The organism is Faecalibacterium sp. An122 (genome assembly GCF_002160895.1).
GTDB lineage: Bacteria > Bacillota > Clostridia > Oscillospirales > Ruminococcaceae > Faecalibacterium.
Map to the genome: position 1 here is coordinate 256,514 of NZ_NFLL01000001.1, position 21,968 is coordinate 278,481.

Consider the following 21,968-nt stretch of genomic DNA (forward strand, 5'->3'; position numbering starts at 1 on the left):
CTATGTACAGAATGCCGGCTGAATACGAGCCGCACCGCGCAACACTGATGATCTGGCCGGTACGCCCGGGCAGCTGGGGAAAAGATCCTCAGGCTGCACAGGACGCCTTTGTGCGGGTCTTTGAAGCCATCACCCAGAGTGAAGATCTTTATCTCTTGGCTGATCCGGACCATTTGGAGCAGGCCCGCGCTGCAGTGGCGCATTTAGATCGGGTGCACCTGATCTGCATGGATTCCAATGATGCCTGGGCGCGGGATGTTGGGCCTACCTTCGTCAAAAATGACAGGGGAGAGCTCAAGGGCATCAGCTGGAGCTTCAACGCCTGGGGCGGTACGGTTGACGGCCTCTATGCCGACTGGCAAAAAGACGACGCCATTGCGTCCGCCTTTTGTCAGGAACTGGGTTTGCCCTGGGACGATGCGGCTCCGTTTGTACTGGAGGGCGGCAGCATTCATACCGACGGCGAGGGGACCGCTCTCGTCACCGAGAGCTGCCTGCTTTCGGCCGGGCGGAATCCGTCCATGAGCCGCGAGGAAATCGAGGCAGAACTTTGCCGCCGTCTGGGAGTCGAGAAAGTGTTGTGGCTGCCGCGGGGCATTTACAACGACGAGACCAACGAGCACGTGGACAATGTCTGCGCTTTTGTCGCCCCTGGCGAGGTAGTTCTGGCCTGGACCGACAACGAATCCGACCCGCAATACCCGCTTTCTGCCGCAGATCTGGCTTATCTGCAGAGTGCAACCGATGCCAAAGGGCGGTCTTTAAAGATTCACAAGCTGCCCATCCCGGATCAGCCCATCCTCTGCAGCGAGGAGGACTGCGCATCCTATTCGTTTGAACCGGGTGAGGACATTCGCGAGCCAGGGGAGCGCCTGGCGGCCAGCTATGTGAATTTCTATTTCACCAACGGCGCCGTTCTGGTTCCTCAGTTCGGGGGCGAAAACGCCGCCAGCGACGCCCGCGCCTGCAAGATCCTGCAGCAGCTTTGCCCAAACCGTCAGGTTATCGGTCTGCCTGCGCGGGAAATCCTGCAGGGCGGGGGAAACATCCACTGCATTACACAGCAGATTCCGCTGTAAAAGGAGGGAATATCCATGCCACAGACCACTGTTGCGGCCATTCAGATGACCTGCTGCGCCGATCCGGCCCAGAACATCGCACACGCCGAGGAACTGGTGCGTCAGGCCGCCGCCAAAGGGGCACAGATTGTTCTGCTGCCCGAATTGTTCGAGCGGCCTTACTTCTGCCAGGAGCGCCGCTATGAATACTACGATTATGCGCTGCCCATGGAAGAAAATCCGGCGATTCAGCGTTTTTCTGAGGTGTGCCGTGAACTGGAGCTGGTGATGCCCATCAGCTTTTACGAAAAGGACGGCACACGCCTGTTCAACAGCGTCGCCATGCTGGACGCAGACGGCAGCATCCTGGGTATTTATCGAAAGACCCACATCCCGGACGACCACTATTATCAGGAGAAATTTTATTTTACCCCCGGAAACACCGATTTTCAGGTGTTCGATACACAGTATGGCCGGGTAGGCGTGGGCATCTGCTGGGATCAGTGGTTCCCGGAGACGGCCCGCTGCCTGGCACTGGCCGGGGCTGACATCATCTTGTATCCAACAGCAATCGGCAGTGAACCCATCCTGGATGTGGACAGTGCCGGTCACTGGCAGCGGACCATGCAGGGACATTCGGCAGCCAACATTATGCCGGTCGCTGCGGCAAACCGCTACGGAACCGAAGTGGTCACGCCGTGCAGGGAAAATGGCGGCCAGCAGAGCGCACTGCGGTTTTACGGTACCAGCTTCTTGACGGATGAGACGGGAGCTGTCATTCAGCAGGCCGGCCGGGACGAAGACGCCGTCCTGACCGCAAGCTATGACTTTGCGGCCATTCGGCAGGCCCGTCTGGAATGGGGCTTGTTCCGGGACCGCCGGCCTGAGTGTTACGGTGCCATTTGTGATCTGGATTGATAGCAGTCCAATTCAAACCTGCAGCCATATCATAGAATAAGGTTTTTGAAACGCATCCCAAAATCTGTGCGGGGCACAGGTGAGGGGTGCGTTTTTTGTTGGCTGGCGTTCTGGACGAAAACAGCCGGACAGTCTAAATCGGCTCAAAAGAACCCAAGAGAGAAGGGCCCTTTTTGCCTGTATATAAATTTCGTATAATGTAGGTTATACGAAAAACAGGGAAGTGAAAAAGCCCTTTTAAGCCGCTTTTGGGTCTTTCGGCCAGTTTTGGCCGCCGCCAGCCGTCCGGACCGGTTCAAACTGGTCCAAATCGCATTTTTTCAAAATATGCTCATTTTATGATTTTTTAAATAAAAACAGACTCCAGATTTTGCTCTGGAGTCTGCGTGGTTCTTTTTATGGTCAGCCCAGCTTCAAGCAAGCCGGCCATCTGTTTTTCATTCAGTACACTCGGTTCATCACGGTGTGCAGTGCATCATGAATGGATTCTTTTAGATTCGCTGCAAATTGCTCTGCGCAAATCGGTTATAAGCTGAGCCTGCTGCTTTTTCAGGTATCCTTTTACAAACGGCTTCATCCAGACCTTCTTCACCGATACGTACTCTGTGAAGTCCACCACCGTCGCCAAGCCTCGCTGCCGGAATCTTCCAACCCAGCGGCCATGCAGATTGGTGTTGTCCATCTCCAGTTCCCAAAGCTGCCCCGGTTTTGCCCTTATGATTGTGAATTTTGTGACATATCCGTCTGCTGTGTATTCCAGAAAAGCTTCCGGGCCAAGGATTTGCACGCGGCTTAGATCAGTCCGCCACCTTGGATATTCGCTTGCTGTTGTCACAACGCTCCACGCCTTGTGTACATCACCAGGAAGAACAGATTTTAAATTTGATACCGTCATTTTTGTCTATCCATCATCAAGTCATCAACATCCAAACCTTCAGACCCTAGGCTCAGAATTTCTCTTTAACCCGATCCAAATCTTCCTGGTCAATCCATTCTTCAATAAAGCCGCAGGTGCAGCAAACATAGCGATGGACCGGCGCCGTCGAAAAAATCGACAAGCCCAGCGGAATGTAATTCCCGGAACCATAAGCGCCCGCTTTGCCTGGAACGCGGACAATCTCATGGCTGCCGCATTTGGGACAAGTATGGGTATTCTTCATTGTATCATCCGCCTTTCCGACGGTACATCGTCATCTTTTTCGATAGCAAAGGATCTCTGGATCTGAACCGTTGGGGCCATATTCGGACACCAGAAGGTATTTTTCATCAGCAACCACCCCATAACAGCGGTCACTGCCCGGGATTTCAACCTGATTTCCGAAATAGATATTCTGGTCTGTCAGCAACTTGACGGTTTCCCCATTTGGCAGCGGATACGCCAGATTGACATAAAAGCCATTCAGCAAATACAGATCCTTCACAGCCAAGCCGGGAATCCCCAGCGCCTGAATCTCCCGAATCAGAGACTGTTTCAGATTCTGATAGGCATCAAAGCTCGAATCCTGAATGCATTTTGCTGCGACGCAAACACCACCGAAGGGATGGCCGCCTGTCTCCTGACAGCCGCCGCAATCCGTTTTTCTTGGACAGGCTTCACAGCAGTCCGAACCACAAATGGACTTCATAGGAGTTCCTTTCCATTCTCAAGGAATTTTATACCTTCAGTTCAAGATATGCCTTGCGGACGTACCAGACCACAGCGGCGGTCATTGCAGCAACCACAATTTCCGTCAGTGCGATGGAAACATTCGACAGCAAAACCGCTGCAAAATCCACCACGAAATGTGCTCCAAAGGCGGCCCAATACCACCGGCCATTCTTTTCCTTGACAGCACGGTAGATCAAAACCGACAGCGCAATCTGCAAACAGACCGCCACAATCCGCTCAAACCCAGCGGCAAAAAAGAGCAAAGCCGGCGTCTCCCAGAGTGCAGACAGTCCCTGAATGGCTGTCTGGCGGGTCGCTTCATCCAGACCTTCCAGAACGCCGTTCATGGAACCGCTGTTGATCATGGTGGAGTTGACCAGGTTGTTGATGGATGCCAGGCCCAGCAGGAGGATCGCTTCAATTCCTCCATGGCCCACACCATACATCAGTGCATTTTCTTTGGTGAGATAGTTCCGCATGACAAATTTCATGCCCAGGTACCGCCCGGTTTCCTCAAAGGCCGCCGCCATCAGGGCACCATACAGCGCATAGAGAAAAGGATTCCCGGTGATCAGGTCTCCGGTCGCCTGGAAAACCATCGAATGCACCATGCTTTCCAGCGTCAGCGCAAAGATCACGAACACCAGCAGGCCGGTGCCGAAACTAAAGAAAGCCGCCTTCTTTTTGCGCCACAGGTAGATAAAAAGACCGATCGGCAGGCCAAAAGCCGCCACCAGCGAAAACATCATGCCGACAACATTGCCGACTGGTACAGGTTGCAGTTCCATTTCCGTTTACCTCCTTGAATGTCAACCACATCGCAGTGAACGATTAACTTTTAGCTTAATCGTTAATCGTTGACTGCATTATAACAGGCCTCTGTCCTTCTGTCAACGCCATGGAACAGAGGTCTGTTCAAACCTGTTTTTCTTACTGCTGCTTGTCCGGGTCGTCTGTTTCCTCCTTAAAATCCTCTGTCATGGATGGGAGAATCTCGGGCAGCGCCTCCCCTGTCCACTCCCCTGTTGGCTGCATCTCTTCTTGGATACCAGTTTCCTCTTGGGGGACTTCTGTTTTCAGAGCTTCGGCAGATTTGGGGTTCTTCACAGCCCCCAGCGGGTTAGCTTCGATGGCAGCACGCACCTGTGCATCCTGCAGATGGGTATAGATTTGGGTGGTTCCCACATTGCTGTGGCCTAAAAGCTCTTTCAGGGTCAAAACATCCACCATGCCGGTCTGATACATCAGGGTGGCGGCAGTATGGCGCAGCTTATGGGTTGAGTATCCCTTCAGCCCCGCCGCTTTCATGGCGCCGGTAATCAGCTGTTCCACCCGCCGGTTGGAGATGCGGTCTTTGCGCCGCCGGGTGATGAAGACGGCCGGTTCCTTGGGCGAAAGCCCCTCAACCGCTCCCCTCTTTTGCAGATAGAGATCCAGCGCATCGATGCAGGCGTCGTTCAGATAAACCATCCGCTCCTTATGCCCCTTGCCAAAGAGGCGGATCTGACGCCCGGCCAAATCGATGTCCTCCATATTCATCCCTACCAGCTCAGACAAACGCATTCCGCAGTTCAGGAATAAAACCGTCATGCAGTAATCCCGTTCCGGGAAATCGCTGAGGGTTCGGGTAGCTTCCAGAAGATCCCGCGCCTGCTCTGCAGTCAGATACTTGGGCAGAACCTTATCCAGTTTCGGAGGGCTGACCGCTGCGGTGGGATCGTTTTCCAGACGGCTGGCGTGGTTAACCATAAAATCATAAAACCCATGAAGGCTGGCCAGCCGCCGGGCGGTGGAAGATTTCTTGTTGCCGCAGGTCTGGTTCAGATAATAGAGATACTCATATATATCTTCCTTGGTGACACTGCCCCAAAAAGCGGTATCCAGTCCTTTGGGGTCAATCTCCTGCACAGGCGCATCCTCTGATACAAGGCCTTTCCTCTGCTTCATGAATTTGCTAAAATTCCGCAGGTCGCAATAGTAGTTGAAGGCCGTGTTGGGGCTTTTGCCTGCAATTACCTCCAGATACCGCACGTAATCCACAATATCCTGCGAGGCATCCTGAAAGGGTTTGTGCTTGGATGGATTTTTCTCGTCCAAATAAATCGACATAACCGTCCTCGTGTTTCTATGTATTCGCCCTCATAAAAGGGCTAACGCTTTAGAGTGCAAGGGCTTTCTTTAAAAAGGCAACCACCCGTCTGCGGTATTCCCCGACAATGATGCTGTCGCCGGACAGGTCTTCGTCTTCATCGTCTACGAAATAACGCATGGTCCGGCAGTCCAGAGACAGAGAGTCCAATGGCCATCCCGGTTGCCGTTTGGGAGAAGGACAATCTACCATATAGAAAGCGGAGTCTTTTACGTCTTCGCTGCTTCCCATGAATGACTCGACCTTTCCCCTGTTGTAAACAGCAATTCCGTCCAGATAATAGGCCAGGACCTTTCCTCCCAGCGCGTGAACCAAATCTGCATAATGGGCGATCATCTCCTCGTCGTTCAGACGATGGACCCCGCCGGGCGTCCGGACATGGAGTCCCGGCTGACGCGGATCATCCAAAGGAAGCCCATCAAAGTATAATCCTGCATCGTTGCAAATGACACGGTCAAAGTAGGCTCCATAAAACTTCGCCTTGAGGATGGCGTTTTCCTCCGGAGTGTTCCCTATCTCCTCGGGTTCTTGGTCGATCTGCAAATCCTGCAAAGTATAAAACGTAATGTCACAGCCGCTGAGCAGAGCTTTAAACCGTTCCACTTTGGATGGGTTGGTGGTGCCAATCAATACTTCCACATCGTTTCTCCATTCTGTTCCGGTATCTCGTTTCGCGGGTTACCCCTGACCGATATTCAGCGCCGCAATGGCATCGGATACATAGGCCGCACCGATCAGCTTCAGACCCGGATAATCGGCGGGGCTGAGATGCCGCAGGCTGTGTCTCGGGATCACTGCCTGCTCAAATCCGATACGCTCCGCCTCATGCAGGCGCTGTTCCAGATTGGGCACACTGCGCACCTCGCCGCCGAGGCCCACTTCGCCAATGGCGATCAGCTTATCGCTGACCGGCTTATCCAGCAGAGACGAAATCAAACTCAGACAGACCGCCAGATCACAGGAGGTATCCCGCAGGGCAATGCCACCCACGATATTGATATAGACATCCAGATTCCCGAAGAAATACCCTGCCCGCCGTTCCAGCACAGCCAGAAGCAGATTGATGCGGTTGTAGTCGTAACCAGTGCAGGCCCGCCGGGGCGACGGGAATGTGGTTTTTGCTGCCAATGCCTGAATTTCACTCAGGATAGGCCGGGTGCCTTCCATAGTGCAGGCCACGCAGTTTCCCGACACACCCAGAGGCCGCCCTTCCAGAAGCATCTGGGAGGGATTGGCGATCTCGGTCAGTCCCTTGCCTGTCATATCGAACATGCCCAGCTCATTGGTGGAACCATAGCGGTTTTTGGCCGCCCGCAGAATGCGATACGGCAGCATCTTGTCCCCTTCAAAATAGAGAACCGTATCCACAATGTGCTCCATGACCTTGGGTCCGGCAATGGCACCATCCTTGTTGACGTGGCCCACCAAGAACATGGGGATTTCCTGCTTTTTGGCCACTGCCAGCAGACGGGCGGTACTCTCCTTGACCTGGCTGACGGTACCCGACGAAGAAGAGATGTCCACGCACCGCATGGTCTGGATGGAGTCAATCACCACCAGGTCCGGTTTTTCCTTTTCTATCAGGCCGCAGATTTCATCCACATCGTTTTCCGCCGCCAGATAGATGTTGTCCTGGGCGATGTTCAGCCGGGCGGCGCGGAGCTTCACCTGCCGGACCGATTCCTCGCCGGTGATATACAGAACCGTATACCGGTCCGAAATCGCCCCGCAGAGCTGAAGCAGCATAGTGGATTTGCCCACGCCCGGCTCACCGCTCAGCAGAACCACTCCGCCCAGCACGATACCGCCGCCCAGCACCCGGTCCAGCTCGGTGATGCCGGTGACGATCCGGCTTTTCTCCTCGGTGGTGCTGATCTCCGAAAGGCGCTTGGCGGTCAGGGTGGTGACCCCTTCCTGGCGGGGCGCAGCCTTGGCCGCTCCGCTGCCCGCTTTGGGCGCCTCTGCAATGACATCTTCGCTCATGGTGTTCCAGCTGCCGCAGCTGGGGCATCGGCCCATCCAGCGGGGGCTTGTCTCACCACAGTTGGAGCAGACATAGACGGTTTTCAGTTTGGGCTCTTTCATCTTGCAACTTCTCCTGACTCTTTTTACGTTATAATACCACGGCATGGGCAGACCTGCAAGCTCAGCCGGCCAGGCGATTTCCCACCTGATGAGCCAGGCAGACCAAGGCTGTCGATACACCGCAAATCGGCACAAACAAAACATTCAAAACCAGATACTGGCCCAGCAGACGCCGCGCGCCGGACCCCGCCGCAAGGTTCTTTCTTCCAAAGGCGGCGCGCTGCAGCCGGCCGCTGACCCCCAGCGCCGACGCACCAAACAGGCACAGGCAAGTCACGGCGGCAGCGGTGGGAATTCCTGTGATAAACAGGCCAAACAAGGCGCTCTGCCATCCTGATTCCAAGAACAGGCGCAGCTCAATGACCCCCATTCCCATCCCAAAGAGCATGGCAAAGAGGTAAATCATTACCGGGCCAATGGCGGACAGACCCAGCATCAGCAAAATGGTCGCGCCCCCGGCCACGGTCAAATATTCTGCCCCAAACAGTGTCCAGATCGCCTTTGGCTCGTCCAGCGTGAAAAGTCCCGACCAGTTATCCAGATAGACCGACAGCGCATCCAGTTCGCCGCTGCGGCTGAGTCCCAGGACCACCCCCGACAGCAGTGCGCCGAAGAGATACGACGCCGCCAGGGCGACGCAGTCCCGGGAAAGTTTTTTGCCCCGCATTCCGATGGGGCGTTCTGCCCGGCGGGGCAAGTCCACCACCGGACGCGAACTTTTTTCAGGCACAGGCTCCATCGTTTGGGGTTTCTGCGGCGCAGAGGCAGAAGATTCCACCTGTGCCGGTATGGCGAGCGATTTTTCGGCTGATTCCTGATAGACCCACATACAACTTGTCCTCCCGTCCGGAGCCGGCCGATTGGACCGGCCCCGGATTTTTCTCTGTGTACAGCTGCGTTCAGTGATGACGTTTCTTCCTGGTGCAAAGCATTCCTGCATAACCGCCCAGAGCCCCCATCAAAACCAGAAGCCCCAGCCGCACCAGCTGTTCCGTGTCAGGTGTGCTGTCGTTGGACAGCTGAAGTCCCAGCAAAGTCACGGCATACAGGATGCCCAGCATTCCGCCCCAGAGCAGTCCCCGGCTTTTTTGGAGCAGGGCCAGCAGCCAGCTGCCCAAAAAACTCCCTGCGCAGATGGCCGCTGTTGCCAGTGGGCCGGCTGCAGACAGCCCCAGGCCGCGCGCCACCATCAGCGACGCAAACGCCGCCCCGCAGCCGACGGCGGCCGCGCAGCCCACCGCAAAAGCAGCCACCAAATGAATGGGTGCAGACAAACGAATGGTATTTCCAGACATAAAAACGCGCCTCCCTGCACTACTCTATGCAGGAAGGCGCGCTGGATATGCTTGGGAACTTATTTCTTGGAGGAAGTGGCGGGAGCGTTGTCCATGTTCAGCTTTTCCACCGAGCCGATGGCGGTCTTGGTGAAGCGAATCTTGACGCGGTCGCTGCCGGTCTCCAGGACGAAGGTGTCGTCCTTGATGGCAACAACGCGGCCAATGACACCGCCGATGGTGGTCACCTGATCACCGATCTCAAGGCTGTTGCGCATGGCGGCGTCCTTCTTCTCCTGCTTCTTCTGGGGACGGTAGATCATGAAGTAGAGCAGAACCACCATCAGTGCGAGGGTAAAAAACAAGCTGAGATAGCTTTCTGTGCCGGTCATTGTAAAATTCTCCTCTCGAATTTCGTTTATCGTTATTATACCGGTTTATACGTCTGGATGCAAGGCCAAAAGCGCAAATCGTGCAAAAAAGCACCAGCTCTTTTAGATACGGGTATCCAGCAGCTTGACATACTTGTCGTGGAACTGGGTAAAGGTGCCGGCGTCCAGCTCATCCCGGATGCGTTCCATCAGGTGATTGTAGAACCAGAGGTTGTGCATGACAGCCAGACGCATGCCCAGCAGCTCCTCCGCCTTGAACAGGTGACGGATATAGGCGCGGGAATAATTCCGGCAGGCCGGGCAGCCGCAGGCCGGGTCGATGGGGCGCTCGTCCCGCTCGTATTTGGCGTTCTTGATGTTGATGATGCCGCCCCAGGTGTTCAGATGGCCGTGACGGGCGTTGCGGCTGGGCATCACGCAGTCAAACAGATCCACGCCGCGGGTGACCGCCTCAATGATGTTGCCAGGGGTGCCCACTCCCATCAGGTAGCGGATCTTGTCCTTGGGCATATAGGGTTCCACCTTGCTGATGATGTCGTACATCACCTCGGCCGGTTCACCCACAGCCAGGCCGCCAATGGCGTAGCCGTCCAGGTTCATGTCGGCGATCTGCTTCATGTGCTCCACCCGCAGATCCGGGAAGGTGCAGCCCTGGTTGATGCCGAACAGCAGCTGGTCCGGATTGACCGCCTTGCCTTCATGCTTGAGGCGGGCCATCTCGGCCTGGCAGCGGGCCAGCCAGCGGACGGTCCGGTCGCAGCTGGCCTTGGAGTAGGCGTGCTGGGCCGGGTTCTCGACACACTCATCAAAGGCCATGGCGATGGTGGAACCCAGATTGGCCTGAATCCACATGCTCTCCTCCGGACCCATAAAGATCCGGTGACCGTCCAGATGGGAGGCAAAGGTGACGCCTTCCTCGGTAATCTTGCGAAGCTTGGCCAGGCTGAACACCTGGAATCCGCCGCTGTCGGTCAGGATGGGGCCGTTCCAGCGGGTGAACTTGTGCAGGCCGCCCAGATCGGCCACCAGCTGGTCCCCCGGACGCAGATGCAGGTGGTAGGTGTTGCAGAGCATGACCTGTGCGCCGATCTGTTTCAGATCGTGGGCGGACAGGCCGCCCTTGATGGCGCCGGCCGTGGCCACGTTCTGGAAAGCGGGGGTCTGAACGGTGCCGTGAACGGTGCGGAACTCGCCCCGCCGGGCGGCGTGCTCTTGTTTCAAGAGACGGAATGTGGTGAGTGATGCCATGTGTTGTAATTCCTTTCTTATGCGCAGAGAACAGCTGCGCGCTCCTGCAGGCAGTGCTGCATCAGATGCATACTGAAATATTATACCTTCTGCGCGGCTTTTTTTCAACTGCAGAGCCGGCATTTTTGCATGTTTTTCCCATTTGGGTGATGCTCCTGTTTTACCATGAAAAAGGGCTGGCAAATCCGCCGCCTTTCTCTTATAATAGAGCCGTACAAACGCCACACAACAGGGAGGGCACATCCAATGACCGAACGTGAAAAGATGCACACCACCGACTTGTATCTGCCGGGCGACCCCGACATTGTCAAAGAGCAGACCGCTTGTCTGGATAAGCTCTACGACTTCAACCAGACCCGTCCCACCGAACTGGAGAAGCGTACCGCCATGCTGCGGGAGATGTTCGCCGAAATCGGCGAGGACTGCTACATCGAGCCGCCGCTCCACGCCAACTTTGGCGGACGTCATATCCACTTTGGACGGAACGTCTACGCCAACTTCAACCTGACTCTGGTGGACGACACCCATATTTATGTGGGCGACTACACCATGCTGGCCCCCAACGTGGTACTGGCCACCGCCGGGCATCCCATTCTCCCCCAGCTGCGGGAAAAGAGCTATCAGTATAATGCTCCGGTCCGCATCGGCCGAAACTGCTGGCTGGGCGCAGGGGTCATCGTTCTGCCCGGCGTCACCATCGGGGACAACACCGTTGTGGGCGCAGGCAGCGTGGTCACCAAGGACCTGCCCGCCAATGTTCTCGCGGTAGGCACGCCCTGTCGCGTCGTGCGTGAGATCGGCGAACACGACCGGACCTACTATTTCCAGAATCGCACCATTGAACCCGCCCTGCTGAAGGATCTCTGAGCAAAACAAAAACCCGGGCGCATCGGCGTCCGGGTCAAGGATGGACTGGATTAGAGAATCAGCATGGCGTCGCCAAAGGAGAAGAAACGGTACTTCTCCTCCACGGCCACCTTGTAGGCAGCCATGGTCTTGTCGTAGCCATAGAAGGCCGACACCAGCATGATGAGGGTGCTCTCGGGCAGATGGAAATTGGTGATGAGGCCGTCAATGCAGTGGAACTCCACACCCGGGTACAGGAAAATGCTGGTATTGCCGCTGCAGGGCTTGATCTCGCCATATTTGGCGGCCACCGCCTCCAGGGTTCGGCAGCTGGTGGTGCCCACAGCAATCACCCGATGCCCGGCGGCTTTGGTCTCCTGAATCCGGCGGGCGGTCTCCTCGCTGATGGAGTACCATTCACTGTGCATCTTGTGGTCGGTGATCTCGTCCTCCTGAACGGGGCGGAACGTCCCCAGGCCCACGTGCAGGGTTACCTCGGCAATGCCCACCCCCTTGGCGCGGAGAGCATCCATCAGTTCCGGGGTGAAGTGCAGGCCGGCGGTGGGGGCCGCCGCGCTGCCCAGTTCCTTGGCATAGACGGTCTGGTACTGGCTCTGGTCCTCCAGCTGCTTGGTGATATAGGGCGGCAGAGGCATCTTGCCAAATTCGTCCAGTTTTTCGTAGAGGGTCTCGGTGTCATAGTGGAAGGTAACCAGCTTGTTGCCGTCCTCCATGGTCTCGTCCACCGTGGCCGTCAGGGTGCCGTCTCCGAAGGTGACGACGTTGCCGGGGTGCATCCGCTTGCCGGGTTTTGCCAGGCACTCCCACTGATCTCCCTTGACCTGGCGCAGAAGCAAAAGCTCACAAACTGCGCCGGTGGGCTGCTTTACGCCCACAATTCGGGCCGGAAGAACCTTGGAATTGTTCACGACCAGCAAGTCCCCCGGCATAAGATAATCCGGGAGGTCATGGAATATACGGTGCTCCATGGCGTCATTGTCCCGGTGGAGAACCAGCAGCCGGGCTGCGTCCCGGGGACTGACAGGCTCCTGGGCAATGAGCTCTTTGGGTAAATCGTACCAAAAATCTTTTTTCAACATGGGATGTATTCGCCTTTCCAGTGGGTTGACACGGAAGCCGTATCAATGATATCATAAGTTTTATACAACTGGTCTTTATTATATTGCAACACAATCCGGTTTGCAAGCCGCCGAGGCATCTAATTCGGCAAATGAAGCGAAATTTCGATCCGGGTTTGAAAGGAAAGGTGCTTGGAAATGAATAAGCAGTCTTATAAGGTAGGCATCGTTGGTGCCACCGGCATGGTCGGCCAGCGGTTTGTGACGCTGCTGGAGAATCATCCCTGGTTCAAATTGACCGTTGTAGCGGCATCCGGCCGCAGCGCGGGCAAAACCTATGAGGACGCCGTGGGCAGCCGCTGGGCTATGACCTGCCCCATGCCCGAAAGCGTCAAGAAGATGGTCGTCCAGGACGCCTCGGAAGTTGAGAAGATCGCCAGCCAGGTGGACTTTATCTTCTGCGCCGTCAACATGCCCAAGAACGAGATCAAAGCACTGGAGGAGGCCTACGCCAAGGCCGAGTGCCCTGTGGTCTCCAACAACAGCGCCAACCGCGGCACCCCTGACGTGCCCATGGTGGTGCCTGAGATCAACGCCGACCACATCGAGATCATTCCCGCTCAGCGCAAGCGTCTGGGCACCAAGCGCGGCTTCATCGCTGTCAAGTCCAACTGCAGCCTGCAGAGCTATGTGCCCGCCTTCCATCCCCTGATGAAGGACTTCGGCGTCAGCAAGGCGCTGGTCTGCACCTATCAGGCCATTTCGGGCGCCGGCAAAACCTTTGACCGGATGCCGGAGATCATCGACAACGTGATCCCCTACATCGGCGGCGAGGAGGAAAAGAGCGAGCAGGAGCCCCTCAAGCTGTGGGGCCACATTGAGGGCGACCGGATCGTCAATGCCGAAAAGCCTGTCATCACTGCCCAGTGCTTCCGTGTGCCCGTCTCGGACGGCCACACCGCCGCAGTCTTTGTCAGCTTTGAGAAGAAGCCCACCAAGGAGCAGATCCTGGAGGCATGGAAGAACTTCCGCGGCCCCGCTCAGGAGCTCAACCTGCCCAGCGCACCCAAGCAGTTCCTGCACTACTTCGAGGAGAACGACCGTCCCCAGCCCAAGCTGGACCGCGACACCGAGCACGGCATGGCTGTCTGCATCGGCCGCCTGCGTGAGGACACCCTCTTCGATTACAAGTTCGCCTGCATGAGCCACAACACCCTGCGCGGTGCTGCCGGCGGCGGTGTGCTGCTGGCCGAGCTGCTGGCCGCCAAGGGCTATCTCGACTAACTGCAAATTCATTTTTCATAACTGCAAAAGGAGAGCCTTGTTATGATGAAGAAGCCTGTTTTTACAGGTGCGGGTGTGGCCATCATCACACCCATGCACCAGGACGGCAGCATCAACTTTGAGGTGCTGAGGCAGATTCTGGAGGATCAGATTGCCCGCGGCACCGACGCCATTGTAATCTGCGGCACCACCGGCGAATGCTCCACCCTCATCGATCAGGAGCAGCTGTCTGCCATCAAGTTCACGGTGGATACCGTGGCCCATCGCGTGCCTGTGATTGCAGGCGCAGGCTCCAATGATACCGCTCACGGCTGCGCACTGGCAGCCGGGGCCGCCGCCTGCGGCGCAGATGCCCTGCTGATGGTCACCCCCTATTACAACAAGACCAGCCAGGCCGGCCTGGTGGCCCACTTCACCGCCATGGCAGAGGCCGGCGGCATTCCGGTGATTGTCTACAACGTGCCTTCCCGCACCGGTGTCAACATCAAGCCGGAGACCGCCAAGAAGCTCAGCGAGCATCCTCTCATCAACGGCATCAAGGAAGCATCGGGCAACATCTCTCAGGTGGCCCAGATTGCCGCCCTCTGCGGGGATTCTCTGAACATCTACTCGGGCAACGACGATCAGGTCCTGCCTCTGCTGTCTCTGGGCGGCAAGGGCGTCATCAGCGTTGTGTCCAATGTGGCCCCCACGCTGGTGCACGATTGCTGCCAGGCCTGGTTCGACGGCGATACCGACAAGGCTCGCCGCCTCCAGCTGGAGATTCTGCCTCTGTGCGACGCCATGTTCTGTGACGTCAATCCCATCCCGGTCAAGTACGCCATGAATCTGCTGGGCTGGCAGGCCGGCGCATGCCGTCTGCCCCTGGTGGAGCCCGGCGATGCTCAGAAAGTCAAGATTGAGCAGGCTCTGCGTGAGCACGGTCTGCTGTCATAACAAACGCAGCAAATGCCCGGAGAGTCTATGGAGTCCCGGGCATTTGCCTCATCAAACAGAAAGGAATCACGAAATATGACGGATATTGTCATTCAAGGCATCGGCGGCCGGATGGGCCATGTCCTCTGCGATATGATTGCCCAGCGGGAGGACTGCCGCGTGGTGGCGGGCATCGACCTGCACGCCGGCGAGCAGAACGGCATTCCTGTGGTCAGCAATCCTGAGGATCTGGTCGGCCGCGGCGATGTCATCATCGACTTCAGCTCCCCCGCCGCGGTGGAGAAAATTCTCCCCTACTGCGAGGCCCACAAGGTGCCCATCGTTCTGTGCACCACCGGCATGTCGGATGAACTGAATCTGAAGATTGTCCAGCTGTCCCGCAGTGTCCCCGTCTTTAAGAGCGCCAATATGTCCCTGGGCATCAACCTGCTGGCCGAGCTGTGCAAGCGGGCATCCGCCATCCTGGGCAGCGCTTACGACGTGGAAATCGTTGAGCAGCATCATCACAACAAGCTGGACGCTCCCAGCGGCACCGCTCTGATGCTGGCCGACGCCGTCAACGAGGAGAACAACGGCGCCTATCACTATGTCTACGGCCGCTCGTCGGTGCGGGCCAAGCGCGATCCCATGGAAATCGGGATCAGCTCGGTGCGCGGCGGCAGCATCGTGGGTGATCATGAGGTGTTGTTCTGCGGGCCGGACGAAGTCATCACCCTCAAGCACACCGCCTATTCCCGCAGCGTGTTTGCCAACGGCGCCATCAATGCGGCGATCTACCTGGCCAAGAAGGAGCCGGGTCTGTACAATATGAGCGATCTGATCTCTGAGCGCTGATGGCCCGGCGGCTTCAGCCGCACAAGCCGGAAGCTTTTCCGGCAGGAGAACAAGACCATGAGCAATCATTCTTCCAGACCTTCCGAGGGGAAGCACGTCCCTCACTCCACAGCATCTTCCCGCAGCCGCCTTCCCTATTGGTGTGTCCTGGTAGCCCTTCTGGCAGCTTTGGGGTTCTGTTTTGGATTCGGCGGCTTTCAGTCGGATGCCCCCACCACGACCGAACCGGAAGCTTCCAGCATTCTGCCGCCGGAGCCAGAGCCGGAACCGGAACCTCAGCCCGTGGTACAGACGGTGGACTTTTCCGCCACAGGCGACAACCTGATCCACGCAAAAATCTATCAGCAAGCCGCTGAGCGGGCGGTGGGCGATGCGCAGTACAGCTTCGACTACTGCTACCAGAACCTGGTCTCCTTCTACAGCGGCTACGATGTGAACTGGATCAATCAGGAAACCCTCTGCACCGATGAGCTGGAGCCCTCCACGTATCCCTGCTTCTCCACTCCGGGCGACTGCGCCCGGGCGCTGTACCGGGCAGGCATTCGGGTGTTCAGCCTCTCCAACAATCACACCTATGACAAAGGCACCAGCGGCATTGCCGCAACTCTCCGGTTTTGGGCATCCATGCCGGATGATGTGGTGACCACCGGTCTGTGGCGGGGCGAGGCGGACTATGGCTACATCCCGGTGCACACGGTGAACGGCATTACCATTGCCTATCTGTCCTACACCGAGCACACCAACGGCATCCCCCGCAAGGATTCCATGGAGGCCAACATCATCTACACCAACCAGACCGATGTCATTGAGCAGCAGGTCAAGAAGGCTGCCGAGCTGGCAGACTTTGTGGTGGTAGGCACCCACTGGGGTGTTGAGGACAGCCACACCGTCACCGAGGCGCAGCAGACTCTGGCTCAGCAGCTGGCAGACTGGGGCGCCGATGTGGTGGTAGGCACCCATCCCCATGTGGTGCAGAATGCAGAGTGGCGGACTGCAGCCGACGGACGCCCGGTCTTTGTGGCCTACTCTCTGGGCAACTTCCTCAGCACCCAGAGCAAAAAAGACCAACTGATCGGCACCATCCTCACCCTGCGGTTCCAAAAGACCACCGATCCCGACGGTACCGTCACCCTGGAATTACTGGACCCCAAGCTTCACCCCACCGTCACCCACTACGGGCCCAGCAAATCCGAGGTCCGCGCCTACCTCTATCGGGATTACACCCCTGAGTTGGCCAATGCCCACGGCGTACGGGCCAACTACAGCGACTTCAACTACGATTACATCCGAGCTACCGTAGAAAAGTACATTGATCCGGCGTTTTTGGATTTCACCTGAACGCATCACACCAGTGTAAAGCACAATCACTTTACGCCTCTTTGCAGGCAGAATGGAGCGTAATTATGTACGGAGTATCGAAAATCAGCGTCGAGCCCGGCGTCATGATGATTAGTGTGCAGGATGCAGCATTCAGCGCTGACAGCCTGGCACGGTATCTCAAGATTTTTGCGGACATCGGCATCGTCGTGGACATGATCAGCCAGAGCGCCCCTCACGGCACCCAGCTGGATTTTAGCTTTACGGCCTCCAGCAATGACCTTCCCCTGGTGATGAAGGCCATTTCCACCGCACAGCTGACCCCCGGCTCCAAGGCCGCTCCCCTCATCAGCGTGGGCTACTCCAAACTGAATCTGTTCGGCGAGGAGATGGTCACCAGCTGCGGCGTGGCTGCGCGGGCTCTGAGCGCCCTGGCCTCTGCCGGCATTGAGGTTCATCTGATCACCACCAGCGATCTGGATATTTCTCTGCTGGTCCGCAGCGAAAACGAGGACGCCGCCTATGAGACTCTGCGCCAGGCCTACGAACTGTAAAACAGCCGCCGACTTGTCAATGGTTGATTTTTACAAAAAAATCCACATTCTTTTAGGCTGATTCACGAAATCTAAATCTTGTGGCCTTTTCTGCTGTAAATCACTGAAAAATGTGGTAGAATTGCATATGAAATAGGCTGTTTTCCGGATGAATCACATCATCCATACAGCAAATCTGGCAATGATAAGGAGAAAAGCTTTATGGGATTCTTTTCCAATCTGTTCCACAAAAAAGAGGCTGCACCCGCACCCGCTGCAAAACCCGCCGCACCTGCCGGCGATAAGATCATCTACTCTCCCCTGGAAGGCGAAATGCGCATTCTGAGCGAGATCGATGACCCCGTCTTCTCCAGCGAGGCTCTGGGCAAGGGCTGCGCCATTGAGCCTTCCAAGGGCGAAGTGGTGGCTCCTTTTGACGGCACCATCGAGCAGGTCGCCGAGACCAGCCACGCTGTGGGCATGATGGGCGACAACGGCATCGAAATTCTGATCCATGTGGGCATGGACACCGTCGAGCTCAAGGGCAAGGGCTATGAGCCCAAGGTCAAGGTCGGCGACAAGGTCAAGAAGGGCCAGCTGCTGCTGAAGTTTGATATGGCTGCTATCTCGGCTGCAGGCTACAAGCTGACCACTCCGGTGGTTGTCACCAACACCGACGACTTCACCAGCGTCGAGCCCATCGCAACCGGCAAGGTTACCCAGGGACAGGATGTTGTCCTGGTTAAATAAGGCTTCCTTGTGGTGTAGGGATCTTGCATTGTGGAGGCGGGGCTTTTCGGAGCCCCGCTTCCCGCATGTCATCCCCCGTTCATAGGTTCCAACAAGCGGCGTCTCCCCTTCCCATCTGCGGCCGGGGCAAGGCGCCGCTTCTTTTTGTGATGCAAATATGAAAAAGAGGAATCCATCCTGCACTTTTGAGGCACAGGACAGATTCCTCTTTTATGATTTTTATGGTCGCAGCGGCTTACGCTTACAGGGTGATCTTGTGGTAGACCTTCTTGCCCTTCTTGATCACCAGGCCCTCGGCCAGCTGATCGGAAGTGAAGCTGGCGGTGGGAGCAGCCACCTTCTCGCCGTTGACCAGGACACCGCCCTGGGTCACCAGACGGCGGGCCTCGCCATTGGAGGCGGCCAGACCGGCCTTGACCATCAGGGTCAGGATGCCGATGCTGCCGTCGGTCAGGTCCTCAGCCGAGAGAACGGTGGTGGGCATATGCTCGGTGTCGGCGGCGTTGCCGCTGAACAGAGCACGGGCTGCATCCTGGGCCTTCTCGGCTTCTTCCTTGCCGTGGACCATGCTGGTCAGCTCATAGGCCAGGATCTCCTTGGCCTCGTTCAGCTTCTGATCCTTCCAGGTGCTCATCTCATCGATCTGCTCCAGCGGCAGGAAGGTCAGCATGCGGATGCACTTCATGACATCTGCATCGCCCACATTCCGCCAGTACTGGTAGAACTCGAAGGGACTGGTCTTATTGGGATCCAGCCAGACGGCATTGCCGGCGGTCTTGCCCATCTTCTTGCCCTGAGAGTCGGTCAGCAGGGTGATGGTCATGGCGTAGGCATCCTTGCCCAGCTTGCGGCGGATCAGCTCGGTGCCGCCCAGCATATTGCTCCACTGATCATCGCCGCCAAACTGCATGTTGCAGCCGTAGTGCTGGAACATGTAGTAGAAGTCGTAGCTCTGCATGATCATGTAGTTGAATTCCAGGAAGGACAGGCCCTTCTCCATGCGCTGCTTGTAGCACTCAGCACGCAGCATGTTGTTCACCGAGAAGCAGGCGCCCACCTCACGCAGCAGCTCAATGTAGTTCAGCTTGAGCAGCCAGTCGGCATTGTTCAGCATCAGGGCCTTGCCCTCGCTGAAATCAATGAAGCGCTCCATCTGCTTCTTGAAGCAGGCGGCGTTGTGGTCGATGTCCTCTTTGGTCAGCATCTTGCGCATATCGGTGCGGCCCGAGGGGTCGCCGATCATGGTGGTGCCGCCGCCGATCAGAGCGATGGGCTTGTTGCCGGCCATCTGCAGACGCTTCATCAGGGTCAGGGCCATAAAGTGGCCAGCGGTTAGGCTGTCGGCGGTGCAGTCAAAGCCGATGTAGAACGTGGCTTTGCCCTCGTTGATGACATCGATGATCTCCTCATCGGTGATCTGGGCCACCAGGCCGCGGGCCTTCAGTTCGTCGTAGAGTTTCATGAAAACATACCTCCTGTGTCTCACTTCGGGCAGAGGGCAAAAAGAAACACCCTCCGCCAACCTTAAAATTGGCAGAGGGCGAGAAATTCGCGGTACCACCTCTGTTTGCTGCCCCCTCACGGATGACAGCCTCACAAGTGCAACCCCCTCAGAGTATAGGAGTACACTCTGCGTCTATAACGCTCGCACGCGGCGGGGCCTACTGAGACAACATCTGTTCAGCCTGCAGCTCCGGGAGGTAGTTCGCCTGCGGCTCTGCACACCCCTTTCACCAACCGGGGCCTCTCTGGGCAGAGTGCATCAGGGTACTTGTTCCCATCAACGCCTTTACAAGTGTTAATTGTAAAGGAACTATTCGAAAATGTCAAGAGGTAAAATGGCCGTTTTGTTTTTTGAGCACAAACAAAAAGAGTGACCCTCCCAAAGGGGCCACTCATTGGCTTCCGTTTTCCCTCTTATGCGGAGGCGCGGGAATTCCTCATTTTGCTTTCTGCTCCGCCAGGGCCAGCATCTCCCGGGCATTGGCGCGGGAAAGTTCGGTCACATGGTCGCCCGAGATCAGATGGGCCAGGGCGTCCACCCTGCCCTCGGTATCCAGAGGCATCACCTGGGTATAGGCCCGGTCCCCTTCCACCCGCTTTTGAATCAGCATATGGCAGTCAGCCAGCGCTGCAATCTGTGCGGTATGGGTGATACAGAGAATTTGATGGCCTTTGGCGCTTTGCCGCAGAACCTGTCCAATCTTCCCTGCCGCCTTGCCCGAGACGCCGCTGTCAATCTCATCGTAAATGACGGTGGGAACGGCATCCCGGTCAGCCAGAGCATTTTTGATGGCCAGAGTGATGCGACTCAGCTCACCGCCCGATGCAATCTTGGACAAAGGCTTGGGCGGCTCACCGGGGTTGGTGGCAATGTAAAACTCAAGGCTGTCCTGGCCGTGGCTGGCCAGCGGCCCCCGGCTATGGCGAAGGCTCAGCCGGACCCCCGGCATGTTCAAAAAGTCCAGAGTATCCGAAATGCGGCGGTTCAAATCCTCAAAAGCCCGCAGACGGGTCTGGGTTAAGATTTCGGCCGCCTCCCGCGCTAGACCATAAAGCCGCAGCTTCTCGGCCTGAAGGCGCTGGTGATGTTCTTCGGAGAACTGGATGCGTTCCAGCTCCTCCCGCGCCTTTTCTCCAAAGGCCAGAACATCCTCCACCGTGTCGCCATATTTCCGTTTGAGCTTATAGATCAGATCCAGCCGCTGCTCGATTTCATCCAACTCACCGTCGTTGCTCTCGTAGTCCTCCAGGCGGGAGGCCAGATCGGCGGACAGATCCTTGGCGGTATAATACAAATCCAACAGCTGGCCGGCCCCATCCGCCAGACTTTCGTCCAGCTGAGCGGCCGTGTCCATGGCATTGGAGGCCTCTCCCAGCAGGTCTACCCCGCCGACGGCCTCATCTCCGCCCGAAAGGGCGGCATAAGCCCTGGCAATCTGTTCCCGAATGGTGGACGCATTGGCCAGAACCTTCCGGCGGCTTTCGAGGCTTTCCTCCTCGCCGGCGGTCAGAGCCGCGTCGTCAATCTCATTGACCTGATACTGGAGCAGATCGGTCTTGCGGCGCTTTTCCTCCTCATCGGTGATGAGGCTGTCCAGCTCCCGCTTGACAGCGATCAGCTCCTTGTAAATTTTGTAGTAGTTCTGAAACTCGGTGCGGTTCTGGGCGTAATCGTCCAAAATTCCCTCGTGGTGCGCCGGGTTAAGCAGGCCCACCGAGTCATGCTGGCCGTTGATATTAATCAGCCCGCCGCACAGTTCCCGCAGGATGGCCGCCGTGGCGGGCATCCCGTTGATGCGGCAGTTGCTCTTTCCCTCGGCTGTGATTTCACGGGTCAGGAGCAGTTCTTCACTGCGCTCATACCCCGCTTTTTCCAGGCTGTCCTGGACAGCGGCGGGCACCTCCTCAAAGGCTGCGCGGATCACCGCCTTGGAAGCTCCGGCCCGCACCAGCTCCCGGGAGGTTCGATTGCCCAGGATGGCGTTGATGGAATCGATCAGGATTGACTTGCCCGCGCCGGTCTCGCCGGTCAGCACGTTCAGCCCTTTTTCAAAGTGGACATCGGCCTTTTGGATGACGGCCACATTTTCAATCTGCAAGCTGCTCAGCATTTC

General features: G+C 57.0%; 23 protein-coding genes and 1 other annotated feature. Of the genes, 9 read left to right on the forward strand and 14 right to left on the reverse strand.

The window, feature by feature from the left end; genetic code table 11:
- Positions 1-2 precede the first annotated feature (2 nt).
- Entirely contained in the window at positions 3-1,079 is a 1,077-nt protein-coding gene (gene aguA / locus B5E67_RS01155) for an agmatine deiminase (RefSeq protein WP_087381948.1), read from the forward strand.
- 15 nt (positions 1,080-1,094) lie between these two features.
- Positions 1,095-1,976: an N-carbamoylputrescine amidase gene (gene aguB, locus B5E67_RS01160; RefSeq protein ID WP_087381951.1), complete on the forward strand. Its 882-nt coding sequence runs from the start codon at positions 1,095-1,097 to the stop codon at positions 1,974-1,976.
- A 475-nt stretch (positions 1,977-2,451) separates the two neighbouring features.
- On the opposite strand, the gene B5E67_RS01165 is transcribed toward aguB, so the two are convergent.
- The 11 genes from B5E67_RS01165 to tgt form a co-directional block, all read right to left on the reverse strand.
- Positions 2,452-2,871: an SRPBCC family protein gene (locus B5E67_RS01165; RefSeq protein ID WP_087381954.1), complete on the reverse strand. Its 420-nt coding sequence runs from the start codon at positions 2,869-2,871 to the stop codon at positions 2,452-2,454.
- Between the two features lie 52 nt (positions 2,872-2,923).
- Entirely contained in the window at positions 2,924-3,136 is a 213-nt protein-coding gene (locus tag B5E67_RS01170) for a hypothetical protein (RefSeq protein ID WP_087245695.1), read from the reverse strand.
- 30 nt (positions 3,137-3,166) lie between these two features.
- A complete protein-coding gene (locus B5E67_RS01175) occupies positions 3,167-3,601 on the reverse strand; it encodes a hypothetical protein (protein WP_087381957.1) in 435 nt (144 codons plus the stop codon).
- A 28-nt stretch (positions 3,602-3,629) separates the two neighbouring features.
- Positions 3,630-4,412 (reverse strand): YhfC family glutamic-type intramembrane protease, encoded by a 783-nt coding sequence (locus B5E67_RS01180; protein WP_087245699.1) that lies wholly within the window; start codon positions 4,410-4,412, stop codon positions 3,630-3,632.
- Positions 4,413-4,554: 142 nt separating this feature from the next.
- Positions 4,555-5,733, reverse strand: coding sequence for a tyrosine-type recombinase/integrase (locus B5E67_RS01185; protein ID WP_087245701.1), 1,179 nt, complete (start codon positions 5,731-5,733; stop codon positions 4,555-4,557).
- Positions 5,734-5,782: 49 nt separating this feature from the next.
- The gene (locus tag B5E67_RS01190) at positions 5,783-6,412 is read right to left on the reverse strand and encodes a non-canonical purine NTP pyrophosphatase (protein ID WP_087381961.1); all 630 of its coding nucleotides are present in this window, start codon (positions 6,410-6,412) and stop codon (positions 5,783-5,785) included.
- Positions 6,413-6,451: 39 nt separating this feature from the next.
- A complete protein-coding gene (gene radA, locus B5E67_RS01195) occupies positions 6,452-7,858 on the reverse strand; it encodes a DNA repair protein RadA (RefSeq protein ID WP_087364452.1) in 1,407 nt (468 codons plus the stop codon).
- 61 nt (positions 7,859-7,919) lie between these two features.
- Positions 7,920-8,687 carry a hypothetical protein gene (locus B5E67_RS01200; protein WP_087381964.1) on the reverse strand — a complete coding sequence of 256 codons (768 nt, stop codon included), beginning with the start codon at positions 8,685-8,687 and terminating at the stop codon, positions 7,920-7,922.
- 70 nt (positions 8,688-8,757) lie between these two features.
- Positions 8,758-9,153, reverse strand: a complete 396-nt coding sequence (locus B5E67_RS01205; RefSeq protein ID WP_087381967.1) for a TIGR04086 family membrane protein — start codon at positions 9,151-9,153, stop codon at positions 8,758-8,760.
- Between the two features lie 59 nt (positions 9,154-9,212).
- Positions 9,213-9,524, reverse strand: a complete 312-nt coding sequence (gene yajC, locus B5E67_RS01210) for a preprotein translocase subunit YajC (RefSeq protein ID WP_087245711.1) — start codon at positions 9,522-9,524, stop codon at positions 9,213-9,215.
- Between the two features lie 102 nt (positions 9,525-9,626).
- The gene (gene tgt, locus B5E67_RS01215) at positions 9,627-10,772 is read right to left on the reverse strand and encodes a tRNA guanosine(34) transglycosylase Tgt (protein WP_087381970.1); all 1,146 of its coding nucleotides are present in this window, start codon (positions 10,770-10,772) and stop codon (positions 9,627-9,629) included.
- Positions 10,773-11,018: 246 nt separating this feature from the next.
- Between tgt and B5E67_RS01220 the strand changes: the two genes are divergently transcribed.
- The gene (locus tag B5E67_RS01220; protein ID WP_087381973.1) at positions 11,019-11,639 is read left to right on the forward strand and encodes a sugar O-acetyltransferase; all 621 of its coding nucleotides are present in this window, start codon (positions 11,019-11,021) and stop codon (positions 11,637-11,639) included.
- 50 nt (positions 11,640-11,689) lie between these two features.
- Here the strand turns inward: B5E67_RS01220 and queA are convergent, their stop codons facing one another.
- Positions 11,690-12,718 carry a tRNA preQ1(34) S-adenosylmethionine ribosyltransferase-isomerase QueA gene (gene queA / locus B5E67_RS01225; protein WP_087381976.1) on the reverse strand — a complete coding sequence of 343 codons (1,029 nt, stop codon included), beginning with the start codon at positions 12,716-12,718 and terminating at the stop codon, positions 11,690-11,692.
- A gap of 177 nt (positions 12,719-12,895) precedes the next feature.
- On the opposite strand from queA, the gene asd reads away from it, so the two are divergent.
- The 6 genes from asd (at position 12,896) to B5E67_RS01255 (ending at position 18,351) form a co-directional block, all read left to right on the forward strand.
- Positions 12,896-13,981: an aspartate-semialdehyde dehydrogenase gene (gene asd, locus B5E67_RS01230; RefSeq protein WP_087381979.1), complete on the forward strand. Its 1,086-nt coding sequence runs from the start codon at positions 12,896-12,898 to the stop codon at positions 13,979-13,981.
- Between the two features lie 45 nt (positions 13,982-14,026).
- Complete coding sequence (gene dapA, locus B5E67_RS01235) at positions 14,027-14,917, forward strand: 4-hydroxy-tetrahydrodipicolinate synthase (RefSeq protein ID WP_087382337.1); 891 nt, start codon at positions 14,027-14,029, stop codon at positions 14,915-14,917.
- Between the two features lie 75 nt (positions 14,918-14,992).
- Positions 14,993-15,751 carry a 4-hydroxy-tetrahydrodipicolinate reductase gene (gene dapB, locus B5E67_RS01240; protein ID WP_087381982.1) on the forward strand — a complete coding sequence of 253 codons (759 nt, stop codon included), beginning with the start codon at positions 14,993-14,995 and terminating at the stop codon, positions 15,749-15,751.
- A 57-nt stretch (positions 15,752-15,808) separates the two neighbouring features.
- On the forward strand, positions 15,809-17,089 hold the full coding sequence (locus B5E67_RS01245) for a CapA family protein (protein ID WP_087381985.1): 1,281 nt from the start codon (positions 15,809-15,811) through the stop codon (positions 17,087-17,089).
- Between the two features lie 65 nt (positions 17,090-17,154).
- Entirely contained in the window at positions 17,155-17,622 is a 468-nt protein-coding gene (locus B5E67_RS01250; protein WP_087381988.1) for an ACT domain-containing protein, read from the forward strand.
- Between the two features lie 201 nt (positions 17,623-17,823).
- Positions 17,824-18,351, forward strand: a complete 528-nt coding sequence (locus tag B5E67_RS01255; protein WP_087245727.1) for a PTS glucose transporter subunit IIA — start codon at positions 17,824-17,826, stop codon at positions 18,349-18,351.
- Positions 18,352-18,592: 241 nt separating this feature from the next.
- On the opposite strand, the gene tyrS is transcribed toward B5E67_RS01255, so the two are convergent.
- Together tyrS and recN are read right to left on the reverse strand one after the other, a co-directional pair.
- The gene (gene tyrS, locus B5E67_RS01260) at positions 18,593-19,813 is read right to left on the reverse strand and encodes a tyrosine--tRNA ligase (protein ID WP_087245729.1); all 1,221 of its coding nucleotides are present in this window, start codon (positions 19,811-19,813) and stop codon (positions 18,593-18,595) included.
- Between the two features lie 71 nt (positions 19,814-19,884).
- Positions 19,885-20,144 (reverse strand) — a binding site (T-box leader).
- A gap of 147 nt (positions 20,145-20,291) precedes the next feature.
- Positions 20,292-21,965, reverse strand: coding sequence for a DNA repair protein RecN (gene recN / locus B5E67_RS01265; protein WP_087381990.1), 1,674 nt, complete (start codon positions 21,963-21,965; stop codon positions 20,292-20,294).
- Positions 21,966-21,968 lie beyond the last annotated feature (3 nt).

What these genes read in the sequence shown, in the direction of transcription:
- aguA (WP_087381948.1), top strand. Translation starts at nt 3, where the DNA reads ATGTACAGAATGCCGGCTGAATACGAGCCGCACCGCGCAACACTGATG.
- aguB (WP_087381951.1), top strand. Translation starts at nt 1,095, where the DNA reads ATGCCACAGACCACTGTTGCGGCCATTCAGATGACCTGCTGCGCCGAT.
- B5E67_RS01165 (WP_087381954.1), bottom strand. Translation starts at nt 2,871, where the DNA reads ATGACGGTATCAAATTTAAAATCTGTTCTTCCTGGTGATGTACACAAG.
- B5E67_RS01170 (WP_087245695.1), bottom strand. Translation starts at nt 3,136, where the DNA reads ATGAAGAATACCCATACTTGTCCCAAATGCGGCAGCCATGAGATTGTC.
- B5E67_RS01175 (WP_087381957.1), bottom strand. Translation starts at nt 3,601, where the DNA reads ATGAAGTCCATTTGTGGTTCGGACTGCTGTGAAGCCTGTCCAAGAAAA.
- B5E67_RS01180 (WP_087245699.1), bottom strand. Translation starts at nt 4,412, where the DNA reads ATGGAACTGCAACCTGTACCAGTCGGCAATGTTGTCGGCATGATGTTT.
- B5E67_RS01185 (WP_087245701.1), bottom strand. Translation starts at nt 5,733, where the DNA reads ATGTCGATTTATTTGGACGAGAAAAATCCATCCAAGCACAAACCCTTT.
- radA (WP_087364452.1), bottom strand. Translation starts at nt 7,858, where the DNA reads ATGAAAGAGCCCAAACTGAAAACCGTCTATGTCTGCTCCAACTGTGGT.
- B5E67_RS01200 (WP_087381964.1), bottom strand. Translation starts at nt 8,687, where the DNA reads ATGTGGGTCTATCAGGAATCAGCCGAAAAATCGCTCGCCATACCGGCA.
- B5E67_RS01205 (WP_087381967.1), bottom strand. Translation starts at nt 9,153, where the DNA reads ATGTCTGGAAATACCATTCGTTTGTCTGCACCCATTCATTTGGTGGCT.
- yajC (WP_087245711.1), bottom strand. Translation starts at nt 9,524, where the DNA reads ATGACCGGCACAGAAAGCTATCTCAGCTTGTTTTTTACCCTCGCACTG.
- tgt (WP_087381970.1), bottom strand. Translation starts at nt 10,772, where the DNA reads ATGGCATCACTCACCACATTCCGTCTCTTGAAACAAGAGCACGCCGCC.
- B5E67_RS01220 (WP_087381973.1), top strand. Translation starts at nt 11,019, where the DNA reads ATGACCGAACGTGAAAAGATGCACACCACCGACTTGTATCTGCCGGGC.
- queA (WP_087381976.1), bottom strand. Translation starts at nt 12,718, where the DNA reads ATGTTGAAAAAAGATTTTTGGTACGATTTACCCAAAGAGCTCATTGCC.
- asd (WP_087381979.1), top strand. Translation starts at nt 12,896, where the DNA reads ATGAATAAGCAGTCTTATAAGGTAGGCATCGTTGGTGCCACCGGCATG.
- dapA (WP_087382337.1), top strand. Translation starts at nt 14,027, where the DNA reads ATGAAGAAGCCTGTTTTTACAGGTGCGGGTGTGGCCATCATCACACCC.
- dapB (WP_087381982.1), top strand. Translation starts at nt 14,993, where the DNA reads ATGACGGATATTGTCATTCAAGGCATCGGCGGCCGGATGGGCCATGTC.
- B5E67_RS01245 (WP_087381985.1), top strand. Translation starts at nt 15,809, where the DNA reads ATGAGCAATCATTCTTCCAGACCTTCCGAGGGGAAGCACGTCCCTCAC.
- B5E67_RS01250 (WP_087381988.1), top strand. Translation starts at nt 17,155, where the DNA reads ATGTACGGAGTATCGAAAATCAGCGTCGAGCCCGGCGTCATGATGATT.
- B5E67_RS01255 (WP_087245727.1), top strand. Translation starts at nt 17,824, where the DNA reads ATGGGATTCTTTTCCAATCTGTTCCACAAAAAAGAGGCTGCACCCGCA.
- tyrS (WP_087245729.1), bottom strand. Translation starts at nt 19,813, where the DNA reads ATGAAACTCTACGACGAACTGAAGGCCCGCGGCCTGGTGGCCCAGATC.
- recN (WP_087381990.1), bottom strand. Translation starts at nt 21,965, where the DNA reads ATGCTGAGCAGCTTGCAGATTGAAAATGTGGCCGTCATCCAAAAGGCC.